The following is a 24,745-nucleotide window of genomic DNA, read 5'->3' as shown; positions in this document are numbered from 1 at the left end:
AATAAAATTAACAATAAGCTTTATCAAAAGTATATTTATCCATTTTGTTATTTTAATCAAAAGCTTTAACATTATTCTTTTGATTCAGTTGAATCTGCTTTTTTTCTTGCTCTTGTTCCTTTGAACTCTTCATTAAGTCCTTTGCCTTGCCTAATAATGATTCAGGATGGTCTAGTGCCTCTTTCGCTGTATCTAATATTTTTTGCGTTGTATTTATTAGATTTTTTGCCCCTTCTAATAATGATTCTTTCGAATTATTTTCTGATTCAGACATAATATTTCTCCTTTGTTAGTTTGTGTTATGATATTAACAAAATATTTTTTAAATTCTAGGTAGAAATATTAAATTGTGTTAAATAAGTGATGTATAATTTATACCTTGAATATAAATTATATAGCTAAACCTAGATAAAATGGTTATACCGTTAATCTGTCATTCCGTGGCTACGACCACGGAATCCAGTGCTTTTAAAGGCTTTTCTGGATCCCGTGATCAAGTCACGGGATGACTGTCATTGTCAAATAAAAAGGGACCACTAAATTACGTAAAAAAGGGACCACTTTATTTAAAATTTTTTATGTCATATTACCTCCAGATTTATAGTTATTAATACGATAACTTTTACCTGTGATGTTTAGTATATGTGCATGATGTACTACTCGATCAATAATTGCATGAGTTAATAACTCATCAGCAAATATTTCATTCCATCTTTCAAAATCCTTGTTTGTGGTGATAATGGTAGATTTATTTTCATATCGTTTAGCAATAATATTAAAAAAATCATCTACTGAATGTTTTGGTAATTGCTTAAAACCTAACTCATCAAGAATTAATAAGTCAAATGATAAGAGTAATTTAACTTTTTTGTGATAGCTATTATCTGCTCTTGCAATATGTAAATTATAAAGCATATCCGATACCGTAGTAAAATATACAGAGTATTCTCGTGTTAAAGCTTTTAATGCTAATCCAATAGCAAGATGAGTTTTGCCAGTTCCAGAATTACCTATGAATATGACATTGCCCTTAGTATTAATATAATCACAAGTAGATAAATCACTTATTACTTTGGTATCAATACTTGGTTGGAACTGAAAATCAAAGTCTTCTAAATTTTTAGTTACCGGTAATTTAGCAGCATTTTTACGACGACGGTAATTATTATCCTTACGGTGAGATTTTTCATCTTCACATAATAGTGAGAGAAATTCTTTAAATCCTAGTTTATTATTTTGAGCATAAATAATCCTTTCATTTAAGCTATTGACTATACCTGATAATCTAAAACTACGTAGGTCATTAAGCAAGTTCTGCATTCTGACCTCCAAACTCTGGCAATGGTAAGTTTACTGCATTACTATTTAAGATATTCTTAATTTTAGAGTAAGAACTTATACCGTAATGTAATGCTCTATGACAGGCTTTATCTATTAACTCATCATTGTAAACCTTACGTAAAGAAATAATACCTCTGGCACAACGTTGCCAATCATTTACTCGTGTTTGTTGTAATAACTCTAATAATAAACTGCAATTATTGCCTATCTGCTGCATTTGTTGTTGATAATGTTCGCTATATTCTATAAAACCTGGGCATAGACGTTTATATTTGGCATAATGAGACGGATTAGTGGTAAATATTCCTTTGCCATCTACTCTAACGTGCCTTGCTATTAAATCATTTTGTATAGAAAATATTTGAACAAGGTTTGGTGATAATTGTACCAATACTTCACTGTATATATATTTTGCTGGTACGGAATAATAATTATTATCTATGGTGATATGACAATCTTTTGCTACTTTTCGATTATGCCACGATGATAAATCAAACGTTTCTAATGGTAAGGGCATTAAATTATTACTTTCTTCTTGCTCAAATAGTTCCTGAGGAATTTTTTTAGTAGTACCATGTATTCGGTTATTTGCTTTATTTAACCAGTTTGCAAGATCGTGTATTAATTCTTCATATCTATGAAATTTACGTCCAGCAAAAAAATTATTTTTGACATACTTTATGCCTGATTCTACTTTGCCTTTTTCTTGAGGTTGATATATACGACAAGGAGAAAGTAAAATCCCATAATGATCAGCTAAACGTTTGTATTCCTTCTGATATACAGGCTCATAGAAATTGCTATCTACCACCCCAGCTTTAAGATTATCAAGTTTTATTACTTTTGGACTACCAGCAAAATAATTAAATGCATTGATATGACATTGTATCCATGTTTTACAACTTTGATCAAACACTACTTCATAATAATCAAGGCGACTATAGCTTAAACGCATATTAAACACATATGCTTTAACTCTACGCCCTTGGGCATTATACTGTAAGCCTATGTCACCAAAATCTACTTGTGCTTCCTCTCCTGCTAAAGTATGAAAACGAATGCAACTGTTATTCTGAATCTTATATTTTTTGATATAACGGGTTAGCGAACCATAACTTTTTGTATAACCTTGAATTTTTAACTCTTCAAAAATTCTTATGTAACTTAGATTCTTTTCTAATAACTCAATTATTTGTTCGTGCCAAGAATCCAGTGCTGAAGATCGTTCATAGGGTGCAGGATATTCTGTACCAGACTCTACGTAACGATTTATTATTTTTCTTACTGTTTTACGGTCTATCCTTGTTAGTTTGGCAATATTTCTTTGACTGTTGCCTTGCTTATAAAGGGTGATAATTGTTGTGTACATATTTATTCTTATCATTGTATCACTAGATATTTATTTTAATTAATTATCTAGTGAATATTGCACATTATAACCTTATTAGGTTACACCAAATTCTCTGGTCCCTTTTTCGTGCAATTTAGTGGTCCCCTTTACTTTAGCAATGACATGACATACATATCCTTTTTATTCCGCTTCGGCTATACATTCTTAAACTTCTCTATCATGCGAGTAACGGAGCGTTCTAATTCTACACCTAGTTGTGGATAATCAGAAAAACTAAACCACTTTAGTTCATGTGATTCATTGTTTTTTATAAAATTATCATTATCTATTGTTTTTAATAAAAAACGTATATCATAATGATAATGAGAGGGATCTTTAGGCGTTTGGGGGATATAATGAACGTCTATATCAAAAATATTATTACTTACTGCCTCAATCTCATTAATGCCTGATTCTTCTTGTGTTTCTCTAATTGCTTCAGCTAGTATATCATCACTCTCACAATGCCCACCAAGTTGAAGCCATTTATTAAGCTTTTTATGATGCATCAATAGAAACTTAGTTTGATCATGATTGAGTAGGAACGCAGAGGCAGTAAAATGCCCTGCAACGTCATTCAAAAAGCTTGATACAAGCGAATTTTTTGATATTCGCCTTTGCTCACGTACCTTTGTACGCTCCGCAGGCTCATCTTCAAATTCATCTTGTCTGAAGCTTTTTGAATTTAGCTGCATTTTTAAGTCACTTGTAACCAAATTTAAGTGCTTATCCAAAAACTCTAGCATTTTTTCTTTGGAAAGAATTTCTTCGGGGTGGATGCTGTTATAGTTTTGTAATAAAGATTTAAGATGATTTAGCACGTTTTAAACTGTTCTTAAGCGTAATCTTGATTTGCTTTAATGAGCGAGGATTTGCATCCGTTACTTCAATTTCAATATTTTCTGAAACATTTATTTTAGTACCCACCGCTGGAACATTCCCCATTTTTGTCAGCACTAAACCACCTATAGTATCAAACTCATCATCATCTTTTAGCTTTTCGCCGATTATCTCTTCAAGCACCTCTACTTCAACACGTGCATTTGAAATAATTGTTGAGTTATTGATGACCTTATAGTTATCATACTCTGATTTCTGATCATGCTCATCATCGATTCGCCCAACTAATGCTTCCATAACATCTTCAATCGTAACTAAGCCATCAGTACCGCCATACTCGTCAATAACTATAGCAATATGGGTTTTCTCACGACGCATTTTTGCAAGCAAATCTAATAGCTTCATAGAGGGAGCAGCGATTATATGCTTACGTATTAGCTTTTTTAAGCGAAAATTTTGTTTCGTAACTAATGCTTTAAATAGATCTTTGATGTGAATAAAACCAACTATATTATCCAAAGTACCATCATATATTAGAGTTCTGGTATGTGGAATTTTTACTTTAATAGATTCGTTTAATTCTTCTATATTTGTAGTAAGTTTTATTGCTGCAATATCAGAGCGTGGTACCATTATGTCTTCAATGGTTTTGCCTTTTAATTTTAGCAAATTAGCTAAAATATTACGTTCATCTAAAGTCATTTTCTGACTATTAGTTTTTAAACGTTTTATAACGCTAAAGAAATCATCCGGTACTTTATTTGAAAATAAAGATTTTATCGGTGAGAATAATTTTCGTAAGTGAAAAATTGACTTATTATCGTGATTCTTTTTATTGTCATCTTCTTTTTTTGAAGATTTTAACATAAATTTTTTTATTTAGTTAATAAATAGGGCGAGGATATACCGAAATGTGCTAATATCTCGATTTCTAGATTTTCCATGATCTTTGTTTCTGTGTCATTTTGATGATCGAACCCGATTAAGTGTAAAATACTATGTATTAAAAGATGAATAAAGTGATTCTCAAAAGTTTTTTGTTGCTCGTATGATTCATTATATATTACATCATAGCAAAATGCTATATCCCCTAAATGCATATAATCAGAATCCCCTAAATTTTCAAGGATAATAGGCTGATTACTAGATACTACCTTGTTACCGCTAAAATGTAAATCTTGCCAATTTAATTCATTAGCAGGAAAAGAAAGAACGTTAGTTGCTTTTTCTATATTACGAAATTGCTTGTTTAAGGTCAATATTTCTTCGTTATTTGTCAGCAAAATCGATAGTTCGAATTGTTTTATTTCACTAAAATTTTCGAATTGCGATAAGGTTTTTTGAGTAATTTTTTTAATCAAAGCCTTATTTATTTGCTTATGCTCACGCCATTTGCTGTAGTTTTTTATAATCTCTACGTTTATCATTATTATATAATTTTTGTCGTCATTGCGAGGAAAATTACAAAGTAATTTGACGAAGCAATCTCAGGAACTTATACTGTTTTATGAGATTGCCACGTCAAGGCTTCGCCTTTCCTCGCAATGACGATGCCTATAATTTTCCTTTAACTTCTCAAAATCCTCGTCAGCATGGTATGAAGAGCGGGTTAGAGGGCTTGCTGAAACCATCAAAAATCCTTTTGTGCGTGCTACTCGCTCTAAATATTTAAACTCTTCAGGAGTAACATATTTTGCCACTTCTGCGTGATTCTTCGTAGGTTGCAAATACTGCCCAATAGTCAGGAAATCAACCTTTGCTTCCCTTAAATCATCCATAACTTGCACTACTTCGCTGATTTCTTCCCCAAGCCCTACCATCATACCGGATTTTGTAAAAACTTCCGGTGATAATTTCTTGATATTATGGAGTAAACTTAGAGAATTATAATATCTAGCTCCTGGTCTAATTGTCTTATATAAAGATGGGACAGTCTCAACATTATGGTTAAAAACATCAGGTTTTGCGTTCGCTATTATTTCAGCTGCTCCATCTTTTCTTAAAAAATCAGGGGTTAAAATCTCGATAGTAGTATTTGGTGAAGACTTACGAATTGCACTAATATACTCAGCAAAATGCGTAGCTCCGCCGTCCTCTAGATCGTCACGATCAACCGAAGTAATTACTACATGTTTAAGACCCAGCTTTTGTACTGCCTCCGCTAGTCTTTGCGGTTCATGCGGATCAAGTAAATCCGGTCTGCCAGTTTTAACGTTACAAAATCTGCAAGCTCTAGTACAAACCGAGCCGAGAATCATCACAGTTGCATGTTTCTTTGACCAGCATTCACCAATATTAGGGCAAGCAGCTTCCTCACATACAGTATTTAACTTGAGATTTTTTATTAAATCTTTTGTATTATAATATTCTGAAGAGTTAGGAGCTTTAACCTTAATCCAATCAGGTCTTTTAGACATCTTTCCAAATTCTACTTCTAGAGGTAATTTGGGCGTCAATCCGGTACTCGCATCCTCACGTACTTCTTTGTACGCTGCGGTGCTGCGTTCCGTGTTTCCTGCAAATTCCTCTCTATAAGCGAATTTGGAAAGATGTCTATCTAAATTAGTCATAAAATGGAAATAATTTAATTAATTTTGTTACTTCGCTTAATACTTTCTGCTCGGCTTTGCTATTATCTTCGCTATTCTTTAAGCCATCTAAAATATCAGCTATTAAATGACCAACTAGCACAAAATCTTTTTCCTTAAATCCTCTAGTAGTGCAAGCTGGTGTGCCAAGTCTAATACCTGAAGTAATAAAAGGCGAAGTTTCATCAAAAGGAATAGCATTTTTATTGCAAGTAATACCTGCTCTATCTAAAGAATTAGCAGCAATTTTACCGGTAATGCCGTCTTTTCGTAGATCCACCAGCACAATATGATTATCAGTGCCACCTGTTAATATATCATATCCTCGTTCTTGCAAACTACCAGCTAAAGCCTTAGCATTACTTATAACTTGTTTTATATAGTGTTTATATTCCGGCTGCAAGCTTTCTAAAAATGCTACGGCTTTTGCTGCTATTATATGCATTAATGGACCACCTTGCAAACCCGGGAATAAAGCAGAATTTATTTTTTTGCCGATCTCTTCATCGTTAGACAAAATTAAGCCACCCCTTGGTCCTCTAAGTGTTTTGTGGGTAGTTGAGGTAACAATATGAGCGTGCGGAATAGGGCTTTCATGCTCACCTGCCGCAACTAACCCCGCAATATGAGCGATATCAGCCATAAGATATGCTCCTACTTTATCAGCTATTTCTCTGAATTTAGCAAAATCAAGATTGCGTGGGTAAGCTGAAAAACCAGCTATAAGCAATTTTGGCTTGTGTAGCTCTGCTAATCGCTGAACTTCATCATAATCAATTAAGTAAGTCTCTTTATCGACGCTATAAGAAACTGCATTAAACCACTTACCTGATATATTAGCAGTTGAGCCGTGTGTTAAATGTCCTCCGCTATCTAAAGACATACCAAGCACAGTATCACCAGGCTGCATTAAAGCAAGATATACAGCTTGATTTGCTTGCGAACCGGAATGAGGTTGCACGTTGGCATATTTACAGTTAAATAGCTTTTTTGCTCGCTCTATCGCCAAATTTTCGGCTTTATCTACTTCTTCACAGCCATTATAAAAACGCTTACCTGAATATCCTTCAGCATATTTATTAGTCAGCACTGAGCCTTGAGCTTCAAGCACCGCAGGGCTTACGAAATTCTCAGAGGCAATAAGCTCAATCACACTATTCTGACGAGCTTTCTCGTGCTTAATTATTTCGAAAATTTCTTTATCTATTTCTTGTAACTTGTTATTAAAAATGTTCATTATGCCTCATGTATTTTTTGGTTCTGTTGTTGAGATATATAGTCGTCATTGCGAGGAAAAATTGAAAATTTTGACGAAGCAATCTCATGCCAAAGTCCTGAGATTGCCACGCAGCCTACGGCTGCTCGCAATGACATCCATTTACAAAATTAACGGCAATCTCAATCCCTTTACCATCTATTGAATGGCTAAGTCTTGTTAATTTATGCCCGCTATGAGGTATATGATATTTGGATAAATAGTGCGAGGCGTTATACATTTCATTAACGCTTACTACCTCATCTAGCTCTCCATGAATCAAACATATAGGTGTGGTCTTATTATTAATCTCAGCAGGCGGAATTAATGCACCCGAAAAACCTACAGTACAATAAAACGGGTCTTTTTGAATGAGAGTTAAATATAACCCGATCATAGTACCTTGAGAAAATCCAATAATTATCGTATCTTTATTGGTTAAATTTAGCTCTTCTTGTTTTTGCTTTATGATATCTTCAAGCTTAGAAATATTTTTTACCAGAAGCTTAGATATAATATCAGAGTTACGATCCTGTAAACTAAACCATTGTCTGCCATATGGAGCCATATCATAAGGCTCGATGCCATGTGGCGAAATAAAATGACAATCTGGTAAATCGTCTTTAATATATGGTACTAATCCTATTAAATCGTGACCGTCCGAACCGACACCATGTAGCAATACTACTAGCTTTTTTGCTGGTTGTTCTAAACTTGCTATTTCAGGATATTCAAAATTTTTGTTCATGATTCAAACCCGTCATACCGCGACTTGATCGCGGTATGACAATATTATTTCAGCATCTTCTCGAGTTCACCGCTATTATATAGTTCTGTTACGATGTCGCAGCCACCAACTAATTCGCCATTAACATATAATTGTGGGAATGTTGGCCAATCGCTAAAAATTTTTAAAGACTCACGCAATTCAGGGTCTGATAGAACATCAATATCACGAAATTCTGTTCCTAGCTTAGTCAAAATAGCAACTACTTTACCGGAAAACCCACACATAGGAGCTTCCTTAGTGCCTTTCATAAATAATACTACTTTATTATTTTTTATCTCATTTTCTATAAATTTAAAACTTTTATTTTCTAACATTAAAAACCTGATATGTTTAATTTTATTTGTAACATTATACACTATGCAAGCAGAAATAGTTAATAAAATCTTTGAAGTTTTTAGCAAGAATAATAAAAACCCAAAAACTGAGTTAGTTTATAAAAACGATTTTACCCTATTAGTAGCGGTAATATTATCAGCTCAAGCTACTGATGTGTCAGTGAATTTAGCGACTAAATCGCTGTTTGAAACTTATGATACACCAGAAAAAATTTTAGGGCTTGGTGAAGAGGGCTTAAAAAAATATATAAAATCTATTGGGCTATTTAATAGTAAAGCAAAAAATATCATCGCTTTATGTCAAATATTGATAAGCAATTATGATAGCAAAGTGCCAAATAATTTTGAAGAGTTAGTTAAACTGCCTGGTGTTGGAAGAAAAACTGCAAATGTTGTACTTAATTGTTTATTTGGCTTACCGACAATGGCAGTTGATACGCATGTATTTAGAGTAGCAAAAAGAATAGGGCTTGCTAAAGGTAACACTCCTGAAGCAGTTGAAAAGGAGCTACTGCAAATTATCGATGCAAAATGGCTAAGCCATGCTCATCACTGGCTAATTCTGCACGGCAGATATATTTGCAAGGCAAGAAAGCCCGACTGTGAAATCTGCCCTATCAAAAAATATTGTGAGTATTATAGATTAGCTGCTAAAATAATTTAGCAATTTGGGACATAGATAAAAACAGTTTATCAGGATTATCTAAAAATTCATTAAATCCATATTTTTTATAAAAGTTCCGTGCCTCTATATTTTTTGCTTCAACAATAACAGCAAAAGCTGCAATACCTGATTTGTAAGACTTATAAAGAGCATTCATTAAAAGTAACTTACCAATTTTGTTCTTTTGATATTTCTGATACATCAATTCTGTTAGAAGATAGAGTATAATAACCTATTACTTCTTTTTGATCTTCTGTGCTACAAATATATACCGAAGTTAAATATCTTTTTAAATCTTGAGAAGCATATTTTCTTAAATAATCATTTAGTATATTTTCCCCACAATCAAAATTTTTGAGATCAAAATTTTTATTAAAAGAAAATATTTTAAGTTCTGAAAGCAGTATCATTGTAGATTAGGTAATTTTAAGAATTCTTTTGCTGCTTTTTGTAATTCTTCACTTGGAGAAGAGTCGTTTATACAATTTTTAATTAAGTGTATTTTATCTTGTAATGTCAAATCGATTAATGTTTGCTGCTTAAAAGTTGCGTCTGCTTCTTTTTTAGCACTAGCAATGATAAAATTAGTTAAACTAGTACCTTGCATTTTTGCTGCTTTTGAAAATAAATTTTTTAACTCAGGGCTAATTCTAGCTTCTAATCGTGCTGAATGGTTGGTGTTACTATCACTAAATTCTTCTTTTATTTTAGCTTTCATAAATGACCTAAGAAACAATTTATACTTTTACAGTATACGGCAAATTGCCGTATTATTCAAGTGTATTTTAACTAAACCTATTATTCTTTGGGAAGCCCATAGGGGGTAGTTTACCGGTGCTACCTCGTTTACCTAAAAAGGCAATAATATTCTTCTCAAGTTTCACTTTCCCATTACTATTCCAGCTTAAGCCATCTGCCCTATTAAATATTTTAATATCTAAAAGCTTTGCGTTTTTAAACTTTTGTAGCGTTACGCCTTGTCCTTTCTTCATTTCCGGTATTTCATCGATATTAAACACCAACAACTTGCGGCTTTCACCAATGCAAGCAACGCTATCGCCATTAACCGGTAAACAGGCTATACATGTATGACCATCTGGCACATTCATAATTTGTTTACCACTTTTTGTTTGAGCCATTACCTCGTTTGAATTAACCACAAAGCCTTTACCTATGCTGCTTGCAAACAATAAAAGCTGATCTGGTTTATAGACTAAAATCTCAGTAATATCATTATTGCCTATATCTACAAGCAATTTTATAGACTCACCCGTGCCTTTGCCTTTAGAAATATTATCGGCAAGGAGGGTGAAAAATCTTCCTTCTGAGCTGATTATCAATATTTTATCGGTTGTGTAAGCCTCTAAAATAAACTTTTCTGCATCGCCCTCTTTATATTTAATACTAGATAAATCGTTATTATGACCTTTTAGCGAACGCACCCAGCCCATTTTCGAGCAGATAATAGTGATCGGTTCTTTAGTGATAAAAGCCGTTATGTCAACTACTTGATTCGTCAGCGTCACTTCTTCAAAACTAGTTCGCCTCGCTCCTATCGTAGTATTTAAGGCGAATTTAGCCTGCACAGCTTTTATTTCTTTTTTAACGACTTTCCATAGCTCTTTTGGATTATTTAAGATTTCTTCAAGTATTGCTTGTTGCTTTTGCAAATTACTATGTTCAGTTATAATTTCTTGCTCTTCAAGTTTACGAAGTGAACGTAGGCGAGTATTTAATATTGCCTCTACTTGAATTTCGGTTAGTTTAAAACGCTGCATCATTATCGCTTTCGGCTCATCCTCTTCACGGATAATTTTAATGATCTCATCAAGGTTCAGATAAGCTATTCGTAAACCCTCTAGGATTTCCAAACGATGCTTTATTTTGTTTAATAGATAAGTTGATCTACGAGTAATAATATTTTGTCTGTGGCTTAAAAACTCTTGCAGAACCTCTAAAATATTCATCACTTTCGGCACGTTATTACTACCGATGACATTCATATTTAGCTGGATACGGCTTTCAAGATTTGACAGCTTAAATAAGGACTCCATAACGATTTGCGGGTCACAGCTGCGATCTCTTGGCTCGATAACAAGCCTGATAATATCGGTTGACTCATCCCTGATATTGCTAACAAGCGGTATTTTTTTATCTTTTAGCAATATCGCAATTTGCTCTATAAGCTTTGACTTCTGAACTTGATAAGGTATTTCGGTTACAACTATCTGATATACGCCATAATTTAGCTCTTCTTTTTCCCACCTAGCTCTTACCCTAAAGCTACCGCGTCCCGTCATATAGGCACTAGTGATAACATCGCTTTTATCGATAATTATACCGCCGGTCGGAAAATCAGGTCCTTTAATGAAATTCATCATGTCGCTAATTTCGGCTTTCGGATGATCGATTAAATGCACTAAAGCATCACAAAGCTCATGCAAATTATGCGGTGGAATATTAGTTGCCATACCGACCGCTATGCCCTCTGAGCCATTAGCAAGCAAGTTCGGAAAGCTTGCCGGCATTATAACTGGCTCTAAATCGGAATCGTCGTATGTTGGACGGAAATCTACCGTATCCTTGTCAATATCTTCCATAAGAAGCGTACATATTTCCGTCATACGTGATTCGGTGTAACGCATCGCAGCCGCATTATCGCCATCAATAGAGCCGAAATTACCTTGTCCGTCAATTAATGGATAGCGGAGGGAAAAATGTTGAGCAAGACGCACTAAAGTATCATATACTGCAACATCACCGTGTGGGTGATATTTACCGATTACGTCACCGACTACCCTTGCACATTTCTTATAGCCCGAATTCGGTTCAAGTCTTAGCTGCAACATTGCGTATAATAACCGACGATGTACAGGCTTTAACCCGTCACGTACGTCAGGAAGCGAGCGGGACATGATCGTTGACAGTGCATAAGCAAGATAACGCTCGGATAAAGCACTACCAAAGTCAATATTTTCTATTTTAGCTTCTTTCATAATTTATTTAATTTTTTTGTTGCATGACTCTTAAAATTTCATTGCGAGCGACTATAAGGAGCGTGGCAATCTCATAAGGGTTTCTGAAATTGCTTAGTCGCTATGCTCCTCGCAATGACAGGAGGAGTTCCCCAAAAATCTTCGTGCTTTATCCAATGTTTAGTTTCTTCCAATCTTTTATCTGCGAGTTTTGAAAAATACATATCTTCTTCAAGTGTAATTTCATCAAAATCTTCTTCCTCTGTTGTCATAAATTATTCTTACTAAATATTAAATAAAGAGTTGGGTAGACGAGTATACTACTTCAACACACAGCTTTGTTTATTCTGTGCCAGTTTCTTACAAACTGCTTTTGCTTGACTAAGGTTATCATAGTTACCAGCTAATATTAAATAGAAAAATTTTCCATCGTCACATTTAACTTTTTGAGTAGTGATAACAGCGTTTTTTAGGATTTTTGGAAATTTCTTTTTTATTCTCTCACCTTCATTTATTGCATCTGCTTCCGATTTTACTGAGCCAAGCTGCACTTTATAGCTATTTGAATTATTAGAACTTTTTATATTTTTATTGCTATCTGTACTTTCTTTATCACGTTTTATTATATTTAAACCTGTATCCTCTTTTTGTGAAGTATTATTTGGTTCTATTAAAGAAAGTAGATTTGATATGTCATCCGAAGAATCTATATCAAAAGGGTCATCATTTTGATTGCGTGAATTTATATTAACAGGCTTTTCAGGTTCAGGAAGAAGTTTTGCATTTTTAGGGTTGGTATTTTTAGAAATAAGGTTTTCGTATATAGTGCTATGCACCGCAGACGGCATAATATCTTCTACTTTAGAGGGTTTTATTTTTGTAGGTAGTTCGTCTGCATAAATAGTAATTACCGGCTTGCTATCTTGATAATATTGATAAGCAAAATAAATAGCAGCAATACATATCAAAAACACCAAACATATTTTAGTAAAAATATTATTAATCATAATTAATTAGTAAATGATAAAGTAGGTACAGGTAGACGTCATTGCGAGCGACTGCAAGGAGCGTGGCAATCTCATAAAACCTCCTGAGATTGCTTCGTCTCTATGCTCCCCTCGCAATGACGATGGTATTACATCCTTTCCATCGGTTCTACGCCTATAACCTCAAGACCGCTAGCTATAATTTTCTGTATGGCTTTAGCAAGAGCAAGGCGTGCTGTTGTTAACTCTACATTATTTTCTATTATGAATCTATAATCGTTATTTTCCTTACCAAAGTTCCATAAAGCATGAAATTTTGAAGCTAGATTTATCAAATAAAATGCCACTCTATGTGGTTCAAAATATTTTGCTGCTGTTTCCAAAGTTTTTGTCCAGCTAGCTAAGAGCTTTATTATCTCAATCTCTTCTTCCGATGATAATAACGATAAATCATATGTGCCAGCTTCAAAGCTATTATAAGATTGCGGAATCGTTTCCATAGCTTTCGATAATATCGATAGCGTTCTAACATGTGCATATTGGACATAAAATATAGGATTTTCTTTAGATTGTTCTTTTACTTTTACTAGGTCAAAATCTAGCGTCTTATTATTTTCTCTTGTTAACATCATAAACCTTATAATGTCTTTGCCTACTTCATGATTTACGTCTTGCACGCTAGCGAAAGTTCCAAGACGTTTCGACATTTTAACCGGCACACCATTTTCAACAAAATTTACTAATTGGCAGATTTTAACATCAACTTTAACCTGCTCTTTGCCTAGAGCTTTAACAATCGCTTCAATTCTTTTGACATACCCGCTATGATCAGCACCAAGCACATAAATTAAGTGATTTGCTCCTCTATCTATTTTATCTTTTGCATATGCAAGATCGGAAGCGAAATATGTCCAACTTCCATCGGCTTTCCTTATAGGGCGATCTTGATCGTCACCGTATTTGGTAGACTTAAATAATTCTTGGGTTCTGTTTTCCCATTCTGCGTGGACTTTACCTTTGGGAGCAGGTACACTACCCTCATAAATTAACCCCATATCGGTTAGTAATTTAACAGTTTTTTCTATTTTACTATTATCGTGTAATGTCTGCTCGGAAAAAAATACATCGTGTTTAACGCCTAGCTCTTTTAAATCTTCTTTATTTAAATCTAGCATTTTTTGAATGGCAAAATTTTTAACTATTTTAAACCTTTTTGGCTCATCCATATTTAATAATTTATCACCGTATTCTTTAGCTAGGGCTTGCCCGACAGGAATTAGATATTCCCCTGGATATAACCCTTCAGTAATAGTAATTTTTTCGCCTAAAGCTTCCCTATAACGTAATATTACTGTGCTTACTAAATCATTTATTTGTGAACCGGCATCGTTAACATAATATTCTTTCGTAACAGGATATCCTACTTTTTTTAAGATATTTGCAAGCACATCTCCATATACTGCACCTCTTGCATGCCCTATATGCATTGGTCCGGTTGGATTAGCTGAAACATATTCGATATTGATATTTTTGTTTTTATCTATGTCAATTTCAAAAAATTTAGATTCGTTTTGTAAAATATCTTTAATTGCAGTGTGCCAGCTATCAGCTTTAATAGTAAAATTAATAAACCCGGGTCCGGCTATTTCTATACTTGCGATATATGGTAGTTCATTAAGAATTTCTTTGAATTTTAATGCAACTTCACGAGGAGGAACGTTTTCTTTGGCAGCAATAATCATTGCGATATTACTTGATAAATCGCCGTTAAAGCTATCTTTCGGAGTTTCAATACTAGCGTGATTTGCTATTTCAGAATTATTATATAACTGCGTACTTGCAGTAATTATATCGTGTTTTAGTTTGTTAAATATATTCATGATTAAGTTTTAAATATTATTAAAGTTCAGTGAACAAAGTTGGTTATACTCTTGAATAGCAAAGCGATCAGTCATACCGGCTATATAATCGGCAATAATTCTAGCTTTACTATTCAGATTGTTAGAATCTATTTGTATCTTCCAATTAACAGGCAGTAAATTAACATCTTCCATATAAACCTTAAATAAGCCTTGCACGATCTTAGTACATTTAAGGCTGATTGAAGTAATCCTATTACTTTTATAAACCCGCTCATGTAAAAACTTTTTAATCTCTTTAATACGCTCGTTAGTTTTTTCTGTAAAATCGACTATTTGATAATTTAGGTTACGTATTTCATCTATATGAGTAATTTTTTCTTTATTTATATTAGTCTTAGTTTGCCATAATAAATCGGTAATGAGTTCATGCATTAGCTTGCGTACTACTTCATAGATTAAGCAAGAGGAGCTTATATTTTTATATTTTGATTTAAGTTCAAAAACATGTTGGTCGATATATTTAAGCTCAGCAAGGTTATTAAAATCGATAATTTTAGCACCGATACTATCTTCCAAATCATGCGAAATATAGCTAATATCATCGGCGAGTGCTGCTATTTGAGCTTCAGCAGAAGCGTAAGTATTAAGCTCTAAATCATTTTGGCTATTATACTCTTCTATATACTCATTTACCTCGCCGCTTATAGGACCATTATGCTTTACTATCCCTTCTAAAACTTCCCAAGTAAGGTTTACTCCTCTATAAGCAGCATATCTTTTCTCAAGTAAAGTTAATATTTTCAGAGATTGAGCATTATGAGAAAAGCCGTTATGCTCTTTCATACACTCATTCAAAGCTCGCTCTCCCGTATGACCAAAAGGTGTATGACCAAGATCATGAGCAAGTGCTATGGTTTCGGCTAAATCACTTGAAAGATTTAAAGTGTTGGCAATCGAGCGAGCGACTGTTGAGACTTCTAAAGAATGAGTTAGCCTATTTCTATAATGATCGCCCTCATGGTTGATAAAAACCTGAGTTTTATACTGCAAACGCCTGAATGCGTTAGTATGGATAATACGATCACGATCACGCTCAAACTCGTTGCGGTAAGATGTCGGTATCTCTCTGTATAATCTTCCCCGACTTTTAAGCGGATCAGAAGCATATGAAGCTAGCATTGTTGTCCTTATCTCTATGTTATTTTATTGTGGTACTAGTGTTTCCTGCGTGGATCAGTTTTTCCGTCATTGCGAGGAAATTACGAAGTAATTGTACGTACGCAATCCAGTGAAAAATGCTAACTTATAGCATTTTTTATTATTTTCTCTGGATTGCCACGCTCATTTCATTCGCTCGCAATGACAACTCTCGATCCACGTTGGCAATGCCGCCACGGGATGACATCAAACATATTTCTTGAGCCATGCGGGCAAGACCAGTTCCTCGCAATGACGTTGAAGCTTAACCCACACAACAACGCTACCTTGAAAAAATATGAAATATTAGGTATATTATATAATTTATAAGATTTTTACAAGGTTATTTTAGTGACAATCACAATTACCGATAGAGCTTTTGAGCGGGTAAAGGAATTAATAGAGTTAGAAAAAGATAAGGATTTAGTGCTGCGAGTATCCGTTGATAGCGGTGGTTGCTCTGGGCTAATGTATAATTACGAACTAGTTTCCAAAGATACTATAGAAAAAGACGATTATGTTTTTACTAAACATAATGCTACTGTTATTATCGATCCTATTTCTCAAAAATTTATGTTAGATTGCACTCTTGATTTTATAGAAGAGCTAGGCAGTTCATATTTTAATGTTAGTAATCCGCAAGCTAAAGCAAAATGTGGCTGCGGCAATTCTTTTGCGGTGTAATGTTATCCAGTGGGTTGTTGTATAGATCAAGAATCGTCATTGCGAGGAGCGAAGCGACGTTGCAATCTTAGGAATTTTATACTACCTCATAAGATTGCCGCGTCGAAACTTGCAGTTTCTCCTCGCAATGACTTTTATTAGAACTTAAGTTTTGTACCAATCAGACCAACAGTACCTTTAGTTTTCTTGTTAGGAGCTTCAGGATAATATACTGGTTTACCTTTAGCTTGGAAATGTGAAATTTTTGCATATGGTAATAAACCTGGCATAATTTTATATTCTGTAGCTACAGTTATAGTATCCACAGTGTTCTTATATCTTGAAGATTTAAAATAGCTAAGGCTTGTTTTAATAGGACCTTGACCATAAGCGATAGCTCCGTTGTAATAATAAGTATTACGACCATTTTTATGGTATTCAGGAGTTGTTAAACTTTTTCCTAGATTGCCATAAGAAGCACCGCATGAGAAATTACCATATGTAAAAACTGCACCAAGATTATAAGCTTTTAAGTTAGATAGTTTATAAGGTTTTAATACAGTATATTTTTTACCTGTTCCTTTGGAACGAACAGCAAGGCGAGCAGGTTTACCATATTCACCGGTAACGGATAATTTTAAATCTGCATCTTCACCAAGTGCATGCTCATAAGTTAAACCACCAGATACTGAATCTGTAACATTTTGATTAATAGTAATAACTTCACTGTTTTCTACATTGTAACGCTTTATGCCAGTGTTAACTTTAGTAAGACCGGTAACTGAATTGTCAAATGCCACATTATTTATATTTTTATTACCACCTGTGTTAGCAGAATCAGGAGTATAAGATATACCGGCTTGAAAACCTTTCATTTTAGGGGTGTAGAAGCTAATCTTTCTAGCTGCCTCAGCTTTAACATTAAATTCATCAAAATTGTTAGAAAATGACTCTATATAAAAGCTAGGACTGGTATCAAAATCGGGTTTTAATTTTTCATATTGCATGTATTGACTACCAACGTTAATATATCTCCAATATCCACCTGTTCCAGCAGCTACTTGACCACCAGTAATACGAAGTTTATTACCTGCATCATAAGGAGAACCGAGTTCTACTTTACCGTAACTAGTTTCAATAAAGATGTGAGAACCATTATAAGATGTAGATGTTTTTGATCTTGTAGTAGGTTGTAATACTATTTTAACCCCACCTATTACATCATTTATAGTTTTAGTTATAGTAGCCGCAAATGCTGCCTCTGTATAAAACGCTGTTTTTTTCCTATTATCACTTAAATTTTCAAATTCACCTAAACGATTTTGATTCGAGAAACCACTTTCAAATAGATAAAAACCTTCTAATTTTATTTCAGAATCAGAACTAGAAATGACAGGAGTAGTACTTCCTGAGGCAAAACTGGTAGTAGATGCAAGACCAATAATACTTGCTAATAATAACTTTTTCACTTTAAAACCTCATATATTTGTGAAACTATATGCTATAATTAAGGTTATTATGTTATAGCGGCTAAATTAATTTATGCTAAGTATAATATAATTTTTAAAACTTACAATAAATAAACATATTTTAATTTGTAATTATTTATTTATAGATGTATAATGTTGTATTATTACAACTTATGTTATTATAAGTGGTTCAAAGTTAAAGCAATTACAATTTTAAATAAACATAATTACTTTGTATTAAAAATAATTATCAGTTATATTTTATAGTTTAACTAAATAATAAATTTATTATGTCTATAATGTCGGATAAATGGATAAGGGAAGCTGTTATAAATCATAAAATGATTGAGCCTTTTGCAGAAAAGCAAGTAAGGGTTAAAGATTCAGAAAAAATTATTTCATATGGTTTATCTTCTTATGGCTATGATGCTAGAGTATCAAATGAGTTTAAAATATTTACAAATATAAACTCTACTATGGTTGATCCTAAAAATTTTGATAAATATAATTTAGTTGATAGAGAAGTAGATGTATGCATTATCCCACCCAATAGCTTTGCACTTGGAAGAACTGTGGAATATTTTAAAATACCACGTGACGTATTAGTTATTTGTGTTGGTAAATCTACTTATGCAAGGTGCGGTATAATAGTAAATGTTACGCCTCTAGAACCAGAATGGGAAGGGTATGTAACGCTAGAGTTTTCAAATACTACACCGCTGCCGGCTAAGATTTATGCAAATGAGGGGGCTTGTCAATTTTTATTTTTAAAAGGTGATCAAATTTGCGACTTATCTTATGCAGATCGTCAAGGAAAATATATGAAACAATTAGGTGTAACTTTGCCCTTAACATAATTGTTACTTTTTTTGTTGCAAGATACATGTAAATTATTTTATATAAAAGCATGTTAATTTTTACTTTAAGATAACATAAAGTATAATTTTTTATAATATATTTAATAACCATTTTTCTTAATAAAGGATTTTATGAGTACAATAAATACCGATGCAAACGAGGCAATGCCTCATATTTCTGTTAATGCACAATATATAAAAGATTTATCTCTTGAAAATCCTGATGCTCCATCTTCTTTGGCAGCTTTAGAACATAGACCTCAAATTGATTTGTCTCTTGATATAAATATCACTAATCTATCAGAAGAAAATTTTTATGAAGTCGAATTAAATATTGAAGCAGTAGCAAGAAATGAGAAATATAAATTATTTCAAGTAGAGCTAAAATATGCAGGTGTATTTAACTTAATTAATATTGCTCCTGAGCAACATCAAATTTTGCTATCAGTCCATTGTCCGGCAATGATATTTCCATTCGCTAGAAAAATTATAACAAGTTGTACTCAAGATGCGGGATTTCAACCTTTAATGATTGATCCGATAGATTTTGGAGCTTTGTACCATAAGAAAATGTCTGAGCATCAGAACTAAGAACCTTTTAGTTATTAGGGAATCTTACCTTTTACTTAATTAATTGGCATGGTTTTTAAATCACAGATATACTTTAATAGTAAAAATTTTATCAATATAATTAAAAATTCTTTACTTACGTTGCTAATAAATGTATAAAGCACTAATAAAAAATTATAATTTAGTTAACAATAATTAACTGTAATTAAATTATAGCACGAACATAAAAATTGAATTTTAGGAGAAAATAAAATGAGAGTTTTATTAATTGAAGATGAACCAGAAATGGCTAATCTAATTGAGCTGACTTTAGCTTCAGAAGGAATAGTTTGCGATAAAGTTTCGGTTGGTTTAGAAGGTTTAAGATTAGGTAAACTTGGTAGGTATGATCTAATGATTTTAGATTTAATGTTACCTGATATTAATGGTTTCGAAATATTACTAAGATTGCGTGCAGCAAAAATAAAAACTCCTATCTTAATCTTATCTAGCTTAACTGATACAGATCAAAAGATTACTGGCTTTTCTTCAGGAGCTGATGACTACTTAACTAAACCATTTGTTAGAGAAGAGCTAATCACTAGAATTAAAGCTATAGTTAGACGTTCTAAAGGGCATGCTGCATCAGTATTTAGATTTGATAAAGTCAGTGTAAATTTAGATACTAGAAGTGTTGAAATTGATGGTAAAAAAGTACATTTAACCAATAAAGAATATGCTATTTTAGAACTATTAATATTGCGTAGAGGAACAATTTTAACTAAAGAGATGTTCTTAAATCATTTATATAGTAGTTTTGATGAGCCTGAAATGAAGATCATCGATGTATTTATCTGTAAATTGCGTAAGAAATTAAGCGATGCTGCTGGTGGTAAAGACTATATAGATACCGTTTGGGGACGTGGTTATATGCTAAAAGAGTATGATGAGAATGGACATAAGGAAGCTTTAGCCCAAGGAGCATAGTGTCTTTTCATTTAGAAATAGGTGTTGTTGTATGAATACTAAGTCGTCATTGCGAGCAGCTGTAGGCTGCGTGGCAATCTCATGAAGTAGTATAAAACTCCTGAGATTGCGGCATAAATGCTACGCATCTCCTCGCAATGACAAAAAAACTTTTCATTTACTTAATATATTATGACATTATCTAATTCCGCTCTTGGTAAAAAAAGTACTTATAAAGATACTTATGATCCAACCTTATTATTTAAAATCCCACGCATAGATAATCGTAAAGAATTAGGTCTAATTAATGATAAGCTTCCATTTTTTGGCATAGATATTTGGAATGCTTATGAGCTATCTTGGCTTGATAAAAAAGGTAAGCCTTGTGTTGCGATCTTTACTTTTTTTGTGCCAACAACTTCTTCTCATATTGTAGAATCTAAATCAGTAAAGTTATATCTTAATTCTTTTAATAATTTTGCTGTTGATTCCATCGATGAGTTAAAAAAAATTATTTTGCAGGATTTAAGTAATAATACACATGCTGAAGTAACAGGAGAAATATTTCCTATAAATACAAAAATAGAATTTGGTGAACCAAGCGGCATTAATATTGATGATTTAGATATAGAATGTAGTGATTATGGTCCACCTAATAATAGCTTGATTAAACATGAAGATGTTTTAGTAGAGGAAGAACTTAATTCTAATTTACTAAAATCAAACTGTTTAGTAACAGGGCAACCGGATTGGGGAACAATAATTATAAAATATAAAGGAAAAAAGTTAAAACACGATGCACTTCTAAAATATTTAATATCTTTTAGAAATTGTAATGAATTTGCCGAACAATGTGCAGAGCGTATTTTTACTGATATCAAAAATGCTATAAATCCTGAATTTCTTTCTATATATATAATATACACAAGACGAGGTGGAATTGATATTTGCCCATATCGTTCTACTGATTCAAACTATACTCTACCGAGTTCTAAAAGACTAATTAGGCAGTGATATAATAGTACCGGACAGTTTTTATTCTATGTCTCATTCCCGCTTCTGCGGGAAAGCATTACCCGTATGGATCGAAAAGTGTCCTAAGGTAGTCATCCCGTGGCGGCATTGTTGCGTGGATACCAAATCGTCTGAGCTACGCGACTGCAAGGAGCGTGGCAATCCAGAAAAAAATAGTTAACCACCCTGCATTGCAAATGCAGGGCTTAAGATTATGGCATCAATGCCTTAGCTATAGCTAGTTTTCAACTTGAAAGTTTCCAAACTTATCATCTCTCGATTCATGTTTATCAATATAATCCTTGATCATTTGGTCAGTCACATTGCCTGTGGTTCTGACAAAATATCCAACAGCCCATAAGTGTTTACCCCAATACTGTTTCCGTAATTCTGGAAATTCCTGCTGAATCTTCCTTGAACTCTTTCCTTTTAGATACTGTACCACCTTACTAATACTTTGATAAGGTGGCACAGATACATAGATATGTACGTGATTTGAAGCTATCTTCCCTCTTAATATCTCTACTCCATTATCCTTACATATCTCTTGGGTTAGGTCCTTGACTCTCCTACCAATATCACCAACCAATATATTATATCGATATTTAGTCACCCATACTATATGATAAGTGCAATCGTAAACTGTGTGGCTTATCTTCTTGTAATACTGCATCTCTACATTCTATATGTTAAAACGACGCACTGCAAGTGTGGGGTTTTTCTCCCAAATTTGGGACAATAAAAAATGTTATAAAGTTAGCATTTTTCACTGGATTGCGTACGTACAATTACTTCGTAATTTCCTCGCAATGACGACTCTCAATCCATGCAACAAAGCCTACTGTGGCTTAGGAACTAGATCCAGAAAATAATAAAAAATACTAATTTTATTAGTATTTTTAACTGGCTCTAGTTCATAAATCACGGGATGACAATTGGGAAACCGATCTATGAGGGCAAGCCTTAAGCGGGAATGACATAGAATAATATACCAATGATACCGGGTAATTACTTCCAAATTCGCTTGTATCGACCTTTATGGAATGCTATACTTTATCCATTAAATTCTTAGCTATGTCAGTTTCTGAGAGATTATTATTTTTGGTTGAGTGAAAATATTCTGAAACAAGTTTAACGACTTCATCAGAAAATTCATCTTGTAATTCTTTACTTGCTAATAATTTTTGGCTTTCAATTAATTTAATAGTTTCAACTTTCTTATGCTCTAAAAATTCTTCAATTTCTTTAGTTTTTTCTTGAACTATTTTTTCTGTGATTTCGTTATTTTCTTTTGTCATTTGAAGTTGCAAAGCTTCTAAATTTTTTATTTGCTCTTCAGTTTGTTCAAATAATAATTTTGCATCATCTTTTAATTTTTCAGCTTTTAGAACTCTCTCTTGTACTTCTAAAACTTTCGTATCCAAAGATTTTAAAATTGCTTTTTTTGCTGGTCTATAAATTAAATACACAAAAATTATAAAACTAATAGCAAGCCAAAAGCTTTCATCTAGAAAATGCATTATTATTGTATTTTTATATTTTTTAGTAAATTTATATCTGCTTTAGTGCCAGTGATTTTTTCGATAATACTAGCAGCAAGTATTATAGTCGCATCTACTTTACTAGTTCTAAATTTTTCTGCAACTAATTTTATATCTTTAATATTTTGATTTATCAGCTTTCGTAGGTTTTGTTCTAAATTAGTTTTTTTAATCAAAAATTCTGCCTCTAAAGAATCTATTTTTTCTTTTTTTAACCTATCTATTTCAGTACTTATTCTTGTTATTTCTTCATTATAGTATTTATTTAACTTTTCGATTTCTAAAGCTAATTCATCGGCTTTTGCAATATTATCTTGAATATTGGATTGTCTATTATTTAAAACTCTTTCAATTTTAGGAACTATAAATTTGTAGACAAAAATATATAATAAGCTAAAAGTAACTATTAGCCAAAAAATTTGTGAATAATATGTATTAATATCAAATTGAGGCATATTATTTAAAAGCAAATTTTAGGAAAAGATAAGTAGCATTGCGATTACAAAAGAAAACAGCCCCATTGCTTCAGCAAGACCTGCACCAATAAGTGCCATTCTCTGAAGCTGTTCGGTAGCTGAAGGATTTCTAGCTATTGAATTAAGTAGTGAACTAAATATATTACTGACGCCTAAAGCTGCACCAAGCATTCCAATAGCCATACAACCAACACCGATGAACTTTAAAGAAACCATATCCATAAAAAAACTCAACTTTAATTAATTAAAAAACTCTAGTGTAAATTAACTGCATCATTAAGATATACACAAGATAAAATAGTAAAAATATAAGCCTGAAGAATTGCAACAAAGATTTCAAACCCAATTAATATAACCATAAGAGGTATTGGTAGAAATTTCAAGTAAATCATCAATGTTACAACAAAGCTAGCAATTACTTTTAATAAAATATGACCTGCCATCATATTTGCCGCAAGCCTTAAGGATAAACTAGCCGGTCTTGCTAGATATGTAAATAATTCAATTATGATCATTAGTGGGGCAAGCCATAGAGGCGTACCGTGGGGCAAGAAAAGTGATAAGAAACGCATACCGTGCTTTACAAAGCCAACTATAGTCACCATTAAAAATACTAGAATTGCTAAAGCGAAAGTAATAATGATATGGCTGGTAATAGTAAACCCGTAAGGTATCATGCCAAATAAATTACAAAATAAAATAAAAACAAATAGAGTGAAAATTACAGGAACAAACTTGCGTCCTTTACTGCCTACATTCTGATTTAGCATATCAGTTACAAGGTTATAGATTATTTCGCCACTTATTTGTAACCTTGATGGTACTAACCTAGGATTTGAAAAAGCCAAGTAAAAATAAGTTAAAGCTAAAACACTAGCAAGTAGCATATAGGCAGCTGAATTAGTAAAGCTAATATCGAAATCCATAACTTTAATTTCTATCAGCTTTTTTATATCAAATTGTACTAAAGGATTATGAAGCATTTTG

The 24,745-nt window shown here is 32.9% G+C and carries 30 protein-coding genes; 6 read left to right on the top strand and 24 right to left on the bottom strand.

The annotated features are described in order from the left end of the window. Nucleotides 1-52 precede the first annotated feature (52 nt). The 10 genes from AAGD54_RS08640 to grxD all read right to left on the bottom strand — a co-directional run bounded on the left by AAGD54_RS08640 (nucleotide 53) and on the right by grxD (nucleotide 8,518). Complete coding sequence (locus AAGD54_RS08640) at nucleotides 53-274, bottom strand: hypothetical protein (RefSeq protein ID WP_341794610.1); 222 nt, start codon at nucleotides 272-274, stop codon at nucleotides 53-55. Between the two features lie 302 nt (nucleotides 275-576). Continuing rightward, nucleotides 577-1,320 carry an IS21-like element helper ATPase IstB gene (gene istB, locus AAGD54_RS08635; RefSeq protein ID WP_341794290.1) on the bottom strand — a complete coding sequence of 248 codons (744 nt, stop codon included), beginning with the start codon at nucleotides 1,318-1,320 and terminating at the stop codon, nucleotides 577-579. Further along, nucleotides 1,304-2,710, bottom strand: a complete 1,407-nt coding sequence (gene istA, locus AAGD54_RS08630) for an IS21 family transposase (RefSeq protein WP_341794291.1) — start codon at nucleotides 2,708-2,710, stop codon at nucleotides 1,304-1,306. The genes istB and istA overlap by 17 nt, the downstream gene beginning before the upstream one ends. Nucleotides 2,711-2,886: 176 nt before the next feature. Continuing rightward, complete coding sequence (locus AAGD54_RS08625; protein ID WP_341788491.1) at nucleotides 2,887-3,552, bottom strand: palindromic element RPE3 domain-containing protein; 666 nt, start codon at nucleotides 3,550-3,552, stop codon at nucleotides 2,887-2,889. After that, entirely contained in the window at nucleotides 3,536-4,438 is a 903-nt protein-coding gene (gene tlyC / locus AAGD54_RS08620) for a hemolysin C (protein WP_341794609.1), read from the bottom strand. Before tlyC ends, AAGD54_RS08625 begins: the two co-directional genes overlap by 17 nt. Nucleotides 4,439-4,446: 8 nt before the next feature. Next, the gene (gene ybeY / locus AAGD54_RS08615) at nucleotides 4,447-4,998 is read right to left on the bottom strand and encodes an rRNA maturation RNase YbeY (RefSeq protein ID WP_341788489.1); all 552 of its coding nucleotides are present in this window, start codon (nucleotides 4,996-4,998) and stop codon (nucleotides 4,447-4,449) included. 78 nt (nucleotides 4,999-5,076) lie between these two features. Beyond that, a complete protein-coding gene (gene lipA, locus AAGD54_RS08610) occupies nucleotides 5,077-5,988 on the bottom strand; it encodes a lipoyl synthase (protein ID WP_410525921.1) in 912 nt (303 codons plus the stop codon). A 145-nt stretch (nucleotides 5,989-6,133) separates the two neighbouring features. Next, on the bottom strand, nucleotides 6,134-7,396 hold the full coding sequence (glyA, locus tag AAGD54_RS08605; protein ID WP_341788487.1) for a serine hydroxymethyltransferase: 1,263 nt from the start codon (nucleotides 7,394-7,396) through the stop codon (nucleotides 6,134-6,136). 115 nt (nucleotides 7,397-7,511) lie between these two features. Continuing rightward, nucleotides 7,512-8,162, bottom strand: a complete 651-nt coding sequence (locus tag AAGD54_RS08600) for a dienelactone hydrolase family protein (RefSeq protein WP_341794608.1) — start codon at nucleotides 8,160-8,162, stop codon at nucleotides 7,512-7,514. A gap of 44 nt (nucleotides 8,163-8,206) precedes the next feature. Next, the gene (grxD, locus tag AAGD54_RS08595) at nucleotides 8,207-8,518 is read right to left on the bottom strand and encodes a Grx4 family monothiol glutaredoxin (protein WP_341788485.1); all 312 of its coding nucleotides are present in this window, start codon (nucleotides 8,516-8,518) and stop codon (nucleotides 8,207-8,209) included. A 43-nt stretch (nucleotides 8,519-8,561) separates the two neighbouring features. Here grxD and nth point away from each other — a divergent pair, with 43 nt between their 5' ends. After that, nucleotides 8,562-9,203, top strand: a complete 642-nt coding sequence (gene nth / locus AAGD54_RS08590; protein ID WP_341788484.1) for an endonuclease III — start codon at nucleotides 8,562-8,564, stop codon at nucleotides 9,201-9,203. On the opposite strand, the gene AAGD54_RS08585 is transcribed toward nth, so the two are convergent. The 8 genes from AAGD54_RS08585 to AAGD54_RS08550 form a co-directional block, all read right to left on the bottom strand. Continuing rightward, on the bottom strand, nucleotides 9,190-9,360 hold the full coding sequence (locus AAGD54_RS08585; protein ID WP_083198498.1) for a hypothetical protein: 171 nt from the start codon (nucleotides 9,358-9,360) through the stop codon (nucleotides 9,190-9,192). The genes nth and AAGD54_RS08585 overlap by 14 nt on opposite strands. A 10-nt stretch (nucleotides 9,361-9,370) precedes the next feature. Beyond that, entirely contained in the window at nucleotides 9,371-9,613 is a 243-nt protein-coding gene (locus tag AAGD54_RS08580; protein WP_341794607.1) for a hypothetical protein, read from the bottom strand. Then, a complete protein-coding gene (locus AAGD54_RS08575; protein ID WP_341794606.1) occupies nucleotides 9,610-9,921 on the bottom strand; it encodes a DUF1778 domain-containing protein in 312 nt (103 codons plus the stop codon). The genes AAGD54_RS08580 and AAGD54_RS08575 overlap by 4 nt, the downstream gene beginning before the upstream one ends. Nucleotides 9,922-9,988: 67 nt before the next feature. Next, on the bottom strand, nucleotides 9,989-12,199 hold the full coding sequence (gene parC / locus AAGD54_RS08570; protein WP_341794605.1) for a DNA topoisomerase IV subunit A: 2,211 nt from the start codon (nucleotides 12,197-12,199) through the stop codon (nucleotides 9,989-9,991). 71 nt (nucleotides 12,200-12,270) lie between these two features. Continuing rightward, nucleotides 12,271-12,450: a hypothetical protein gene (locus AAGD54_RS08565; RefSeq protein ID WP_341788479.1), complete on the bottom strand. Its 180-nt coding sequence runs from the start codon at nucleotides 12,448-12,450 to the stop codon at nucleotides 12,271-12,273. A 48-nt stretch (nucleotides 12,451-12,498) separates the two neighbouring features. Then, nucleotides 12,499-13,185 (bottom strand): SPOR domain-containing protein, encoded by a 687-nt coding sequence (locus AAGD54_RS08560; protein WP_341794604.1) that lies wholly within the window; start codon nucleotides 13,183-13,185, stop codon nucleotides 12,499-12,501. Nucleotides 13,186-13,313: 128 nt separating this feature from the next. Beyond that, nucleotides 13,314-15,044 carry an arginine--tRNA ligase gene (gene argS / locus AAGD54_RS08555; protein WP_341794603.1) on the bottom strand — a complete coding sequence of 577 codons (1,731 nt, stop codon included), beginning with the start codon at nucleotides 15,042-15,044 and terminating at the stop codon, nucleotides 13,314-13,316. 9 nt (nucleotides 15,045-15,053) lie between these two features. Beyond that, a complete protein-coding gene (locus AAGD54_RS08550) occupies nucleotides 15,054-16,205 on the bottom strand; it encodes a deoxyguanosinetriphosphate triphosphohydrolase (protein ID WP_341794602.1) in 1,152 nt (383 codons plus the stop codon). 369 nt (nucleotides 16,206-16,574) lie between these two features. Here AAGD54_RS08550 and AAGD54_RS08545 point away from each other — a divergent pair, with 369 nt between their 5' ends. Beyond that, a complete protein-coding gene (locus AAGD54_RS08545; RefSeq protein WP_341788475.1) occupies nucleotides 16,575-16,907 on the top strand; it encodes an iron-sulfur cluster assembly accessory protein in 333 nt (110 codons plus the stop codon). A 137-nt stretch (nucleotides 16,908-17,044) separates the two neighbouring features. On the opposite strand, the gene AAGD54_RS08540 is transcribed toward AAGD54_RS08545, so the two are convergent. Further along, nucleotides 17,045-18,355: a porin gene (locus AAGD54_RS08540; protein WP_341794601.1), complete on the bottom strand. Its 1,311-nt coding sequence runs from the start codon at nucleotides 18,353-18,355 to the stop codon at nucleotides 17,045-17,047. A 290-nt stretch (nucleotides 18,356-18,645) separates the two neighbouring features. Here AAGD54_RS08540 and dcd point away from each other — a divergent pair, with 290 nt between their 5' ends. From dcd to queF, 4 genes are all read left to right on the top strand, one after another. Next, a complete protein-coding gene (gene dcd / locus AAGD54_RS08535; protein WP_341794600.1) occupies nucleotides 18,646-19,212 on the top strand; it encodes a dCTP deaminase in 567 nt (188 codons plus the stop codon). A 132-nt stretch (nucleotides 19,213-19,344) separates the two neighbouring features. Then, nucleotides 19,345-19,803, top strand: a complete 459-nt coding sequence (secB, locus tag AAGD54_RS08530) for a protein-export chaperone SecB (protein ID WP_341794599.1) — start codon at nucleotides 19,345-19,347, stop codon at nucleotides 19,801-19,803. A 231-nt stretch (nucleotides 19,804-20,034) separates the two neighbouring features. Further along, a complete protein-coding gene (gene ctrA / locus AAGD54_RS08525) occupies nucleotides 20,035-20,748 on the top strand; it encodes a response regulator transcription factor CtrA (RefSeq protein ID WP_341794598.1) in 714 nt (237 codons plus the stop codon). Between the two features lie 171 nt (nucleotides 20,749-20,919). After that, nucleotides 20,920-21,741, top strand: a complete 822-nt coding sequence (gene queF / locus AAGD54_RS08520; protein ID WP_341794597.1) for an NADPH-dependent 7-cyano-7-deazaguanine reductase QueF — start codon at nucleotides 20,920-20,922, stop codon at nucleotides 21,739-21,741. 238 nt (nucleotides 21,742-21,979) lie between these two features. On the opposite strand, the gene tnpA is transcribed toward queF, so the two are convergent. The 5 genes from tnpA to AAGD54_RS08495 all read right to left on the bottom strand — a co-directional run bounded on the left by tnpA (nucleotide 21,980) and on the right by AAGD54_RS08495 (nucleotide 24,741). Beyond that, nucleotides 21,980-22,414 (bottom strand): IS200/IS605 family transposase, encoded by a 435-nt coding sequence (gene tnpA, locus AAGD54_RS08515; RefSeq protein WP_341794258.1) that lies wholly within the window; start codon nucleotides 22,412-22,414, stop codon nucleotides 21,980-21,982. Between the two features lie 373 nt (nucleotides 22,415-22,787). Further along, on the bottom strand, nucleotides 22,788-23,261 hold the full coding sequence (locus AAGD54_RS08510; protein WP_016948594.1) for a F0F1 ATP synthase subunit B: 474 nt from the start codon (nucleotides 23,259-23,261) through the stop codon (nucleotides 22,788-22,790). Between the two features lie 2 nt (nucleotides 23,262-23,263). Continuing rightward, nucleotides 23,264-23,737, bottom strand: a complete 474-nt coding sequence (locus tag AAGD54_RS08505) for an ATP F0F1 synthase subunit B' (RefSeq protein ID WP_341794596.1) — start codon at nucleotides 23,735-23,737, stop codon at nucleotides 23,264-23,266. 18 nt (nucleotides 23,738-23,755) lie between these two features. Continuing rightward, nucleotides 23,756-23,980: a F0F1 ATP synthase subunit C gene (locus tag AAGD54_RS08500; protein WP_011477942.1), complete on the bottom strand. Its 225-nt coding sequence runs from the start codon at nucleotides 23,978-23,980 to the stop codon at nucleotides 23,756-23,758. A gap of 32 nt (nucleotides 23,981-24,012) precedes the next feature. Further along, the gene (locus tag AAGD54_RS08495) at nucleotides 24,013-24,741 is read right to left on the bottom strand and encodes a F0F1 ATP synthase subunit A (RefSeq protein ID WP_341788471.1); all 729 of its coding nucleotides are present in this window, start codon (nucleotides 24,739-24,741) and stop codon (nucleotides 24,013-24,015) included. Between the last annotated feature and the right edge of the window lie 4 nt (nucleotides 24,742-24,745).

This window comes from Rickettsia endosymbiont of Rhinocyllus conicus, from assembly GCF_964026465.1.
GTDB lineage: Bacteria > Pseudomonadota > Alphaproteobacteria > Rickettsiales > Rickettsiaceae > Rickettsia.
The sequence above is the reverse complement of the archived record's forward strand: the minus strand, read 5'-3'. Positions and strand labels throughout refer to the sequence as shown.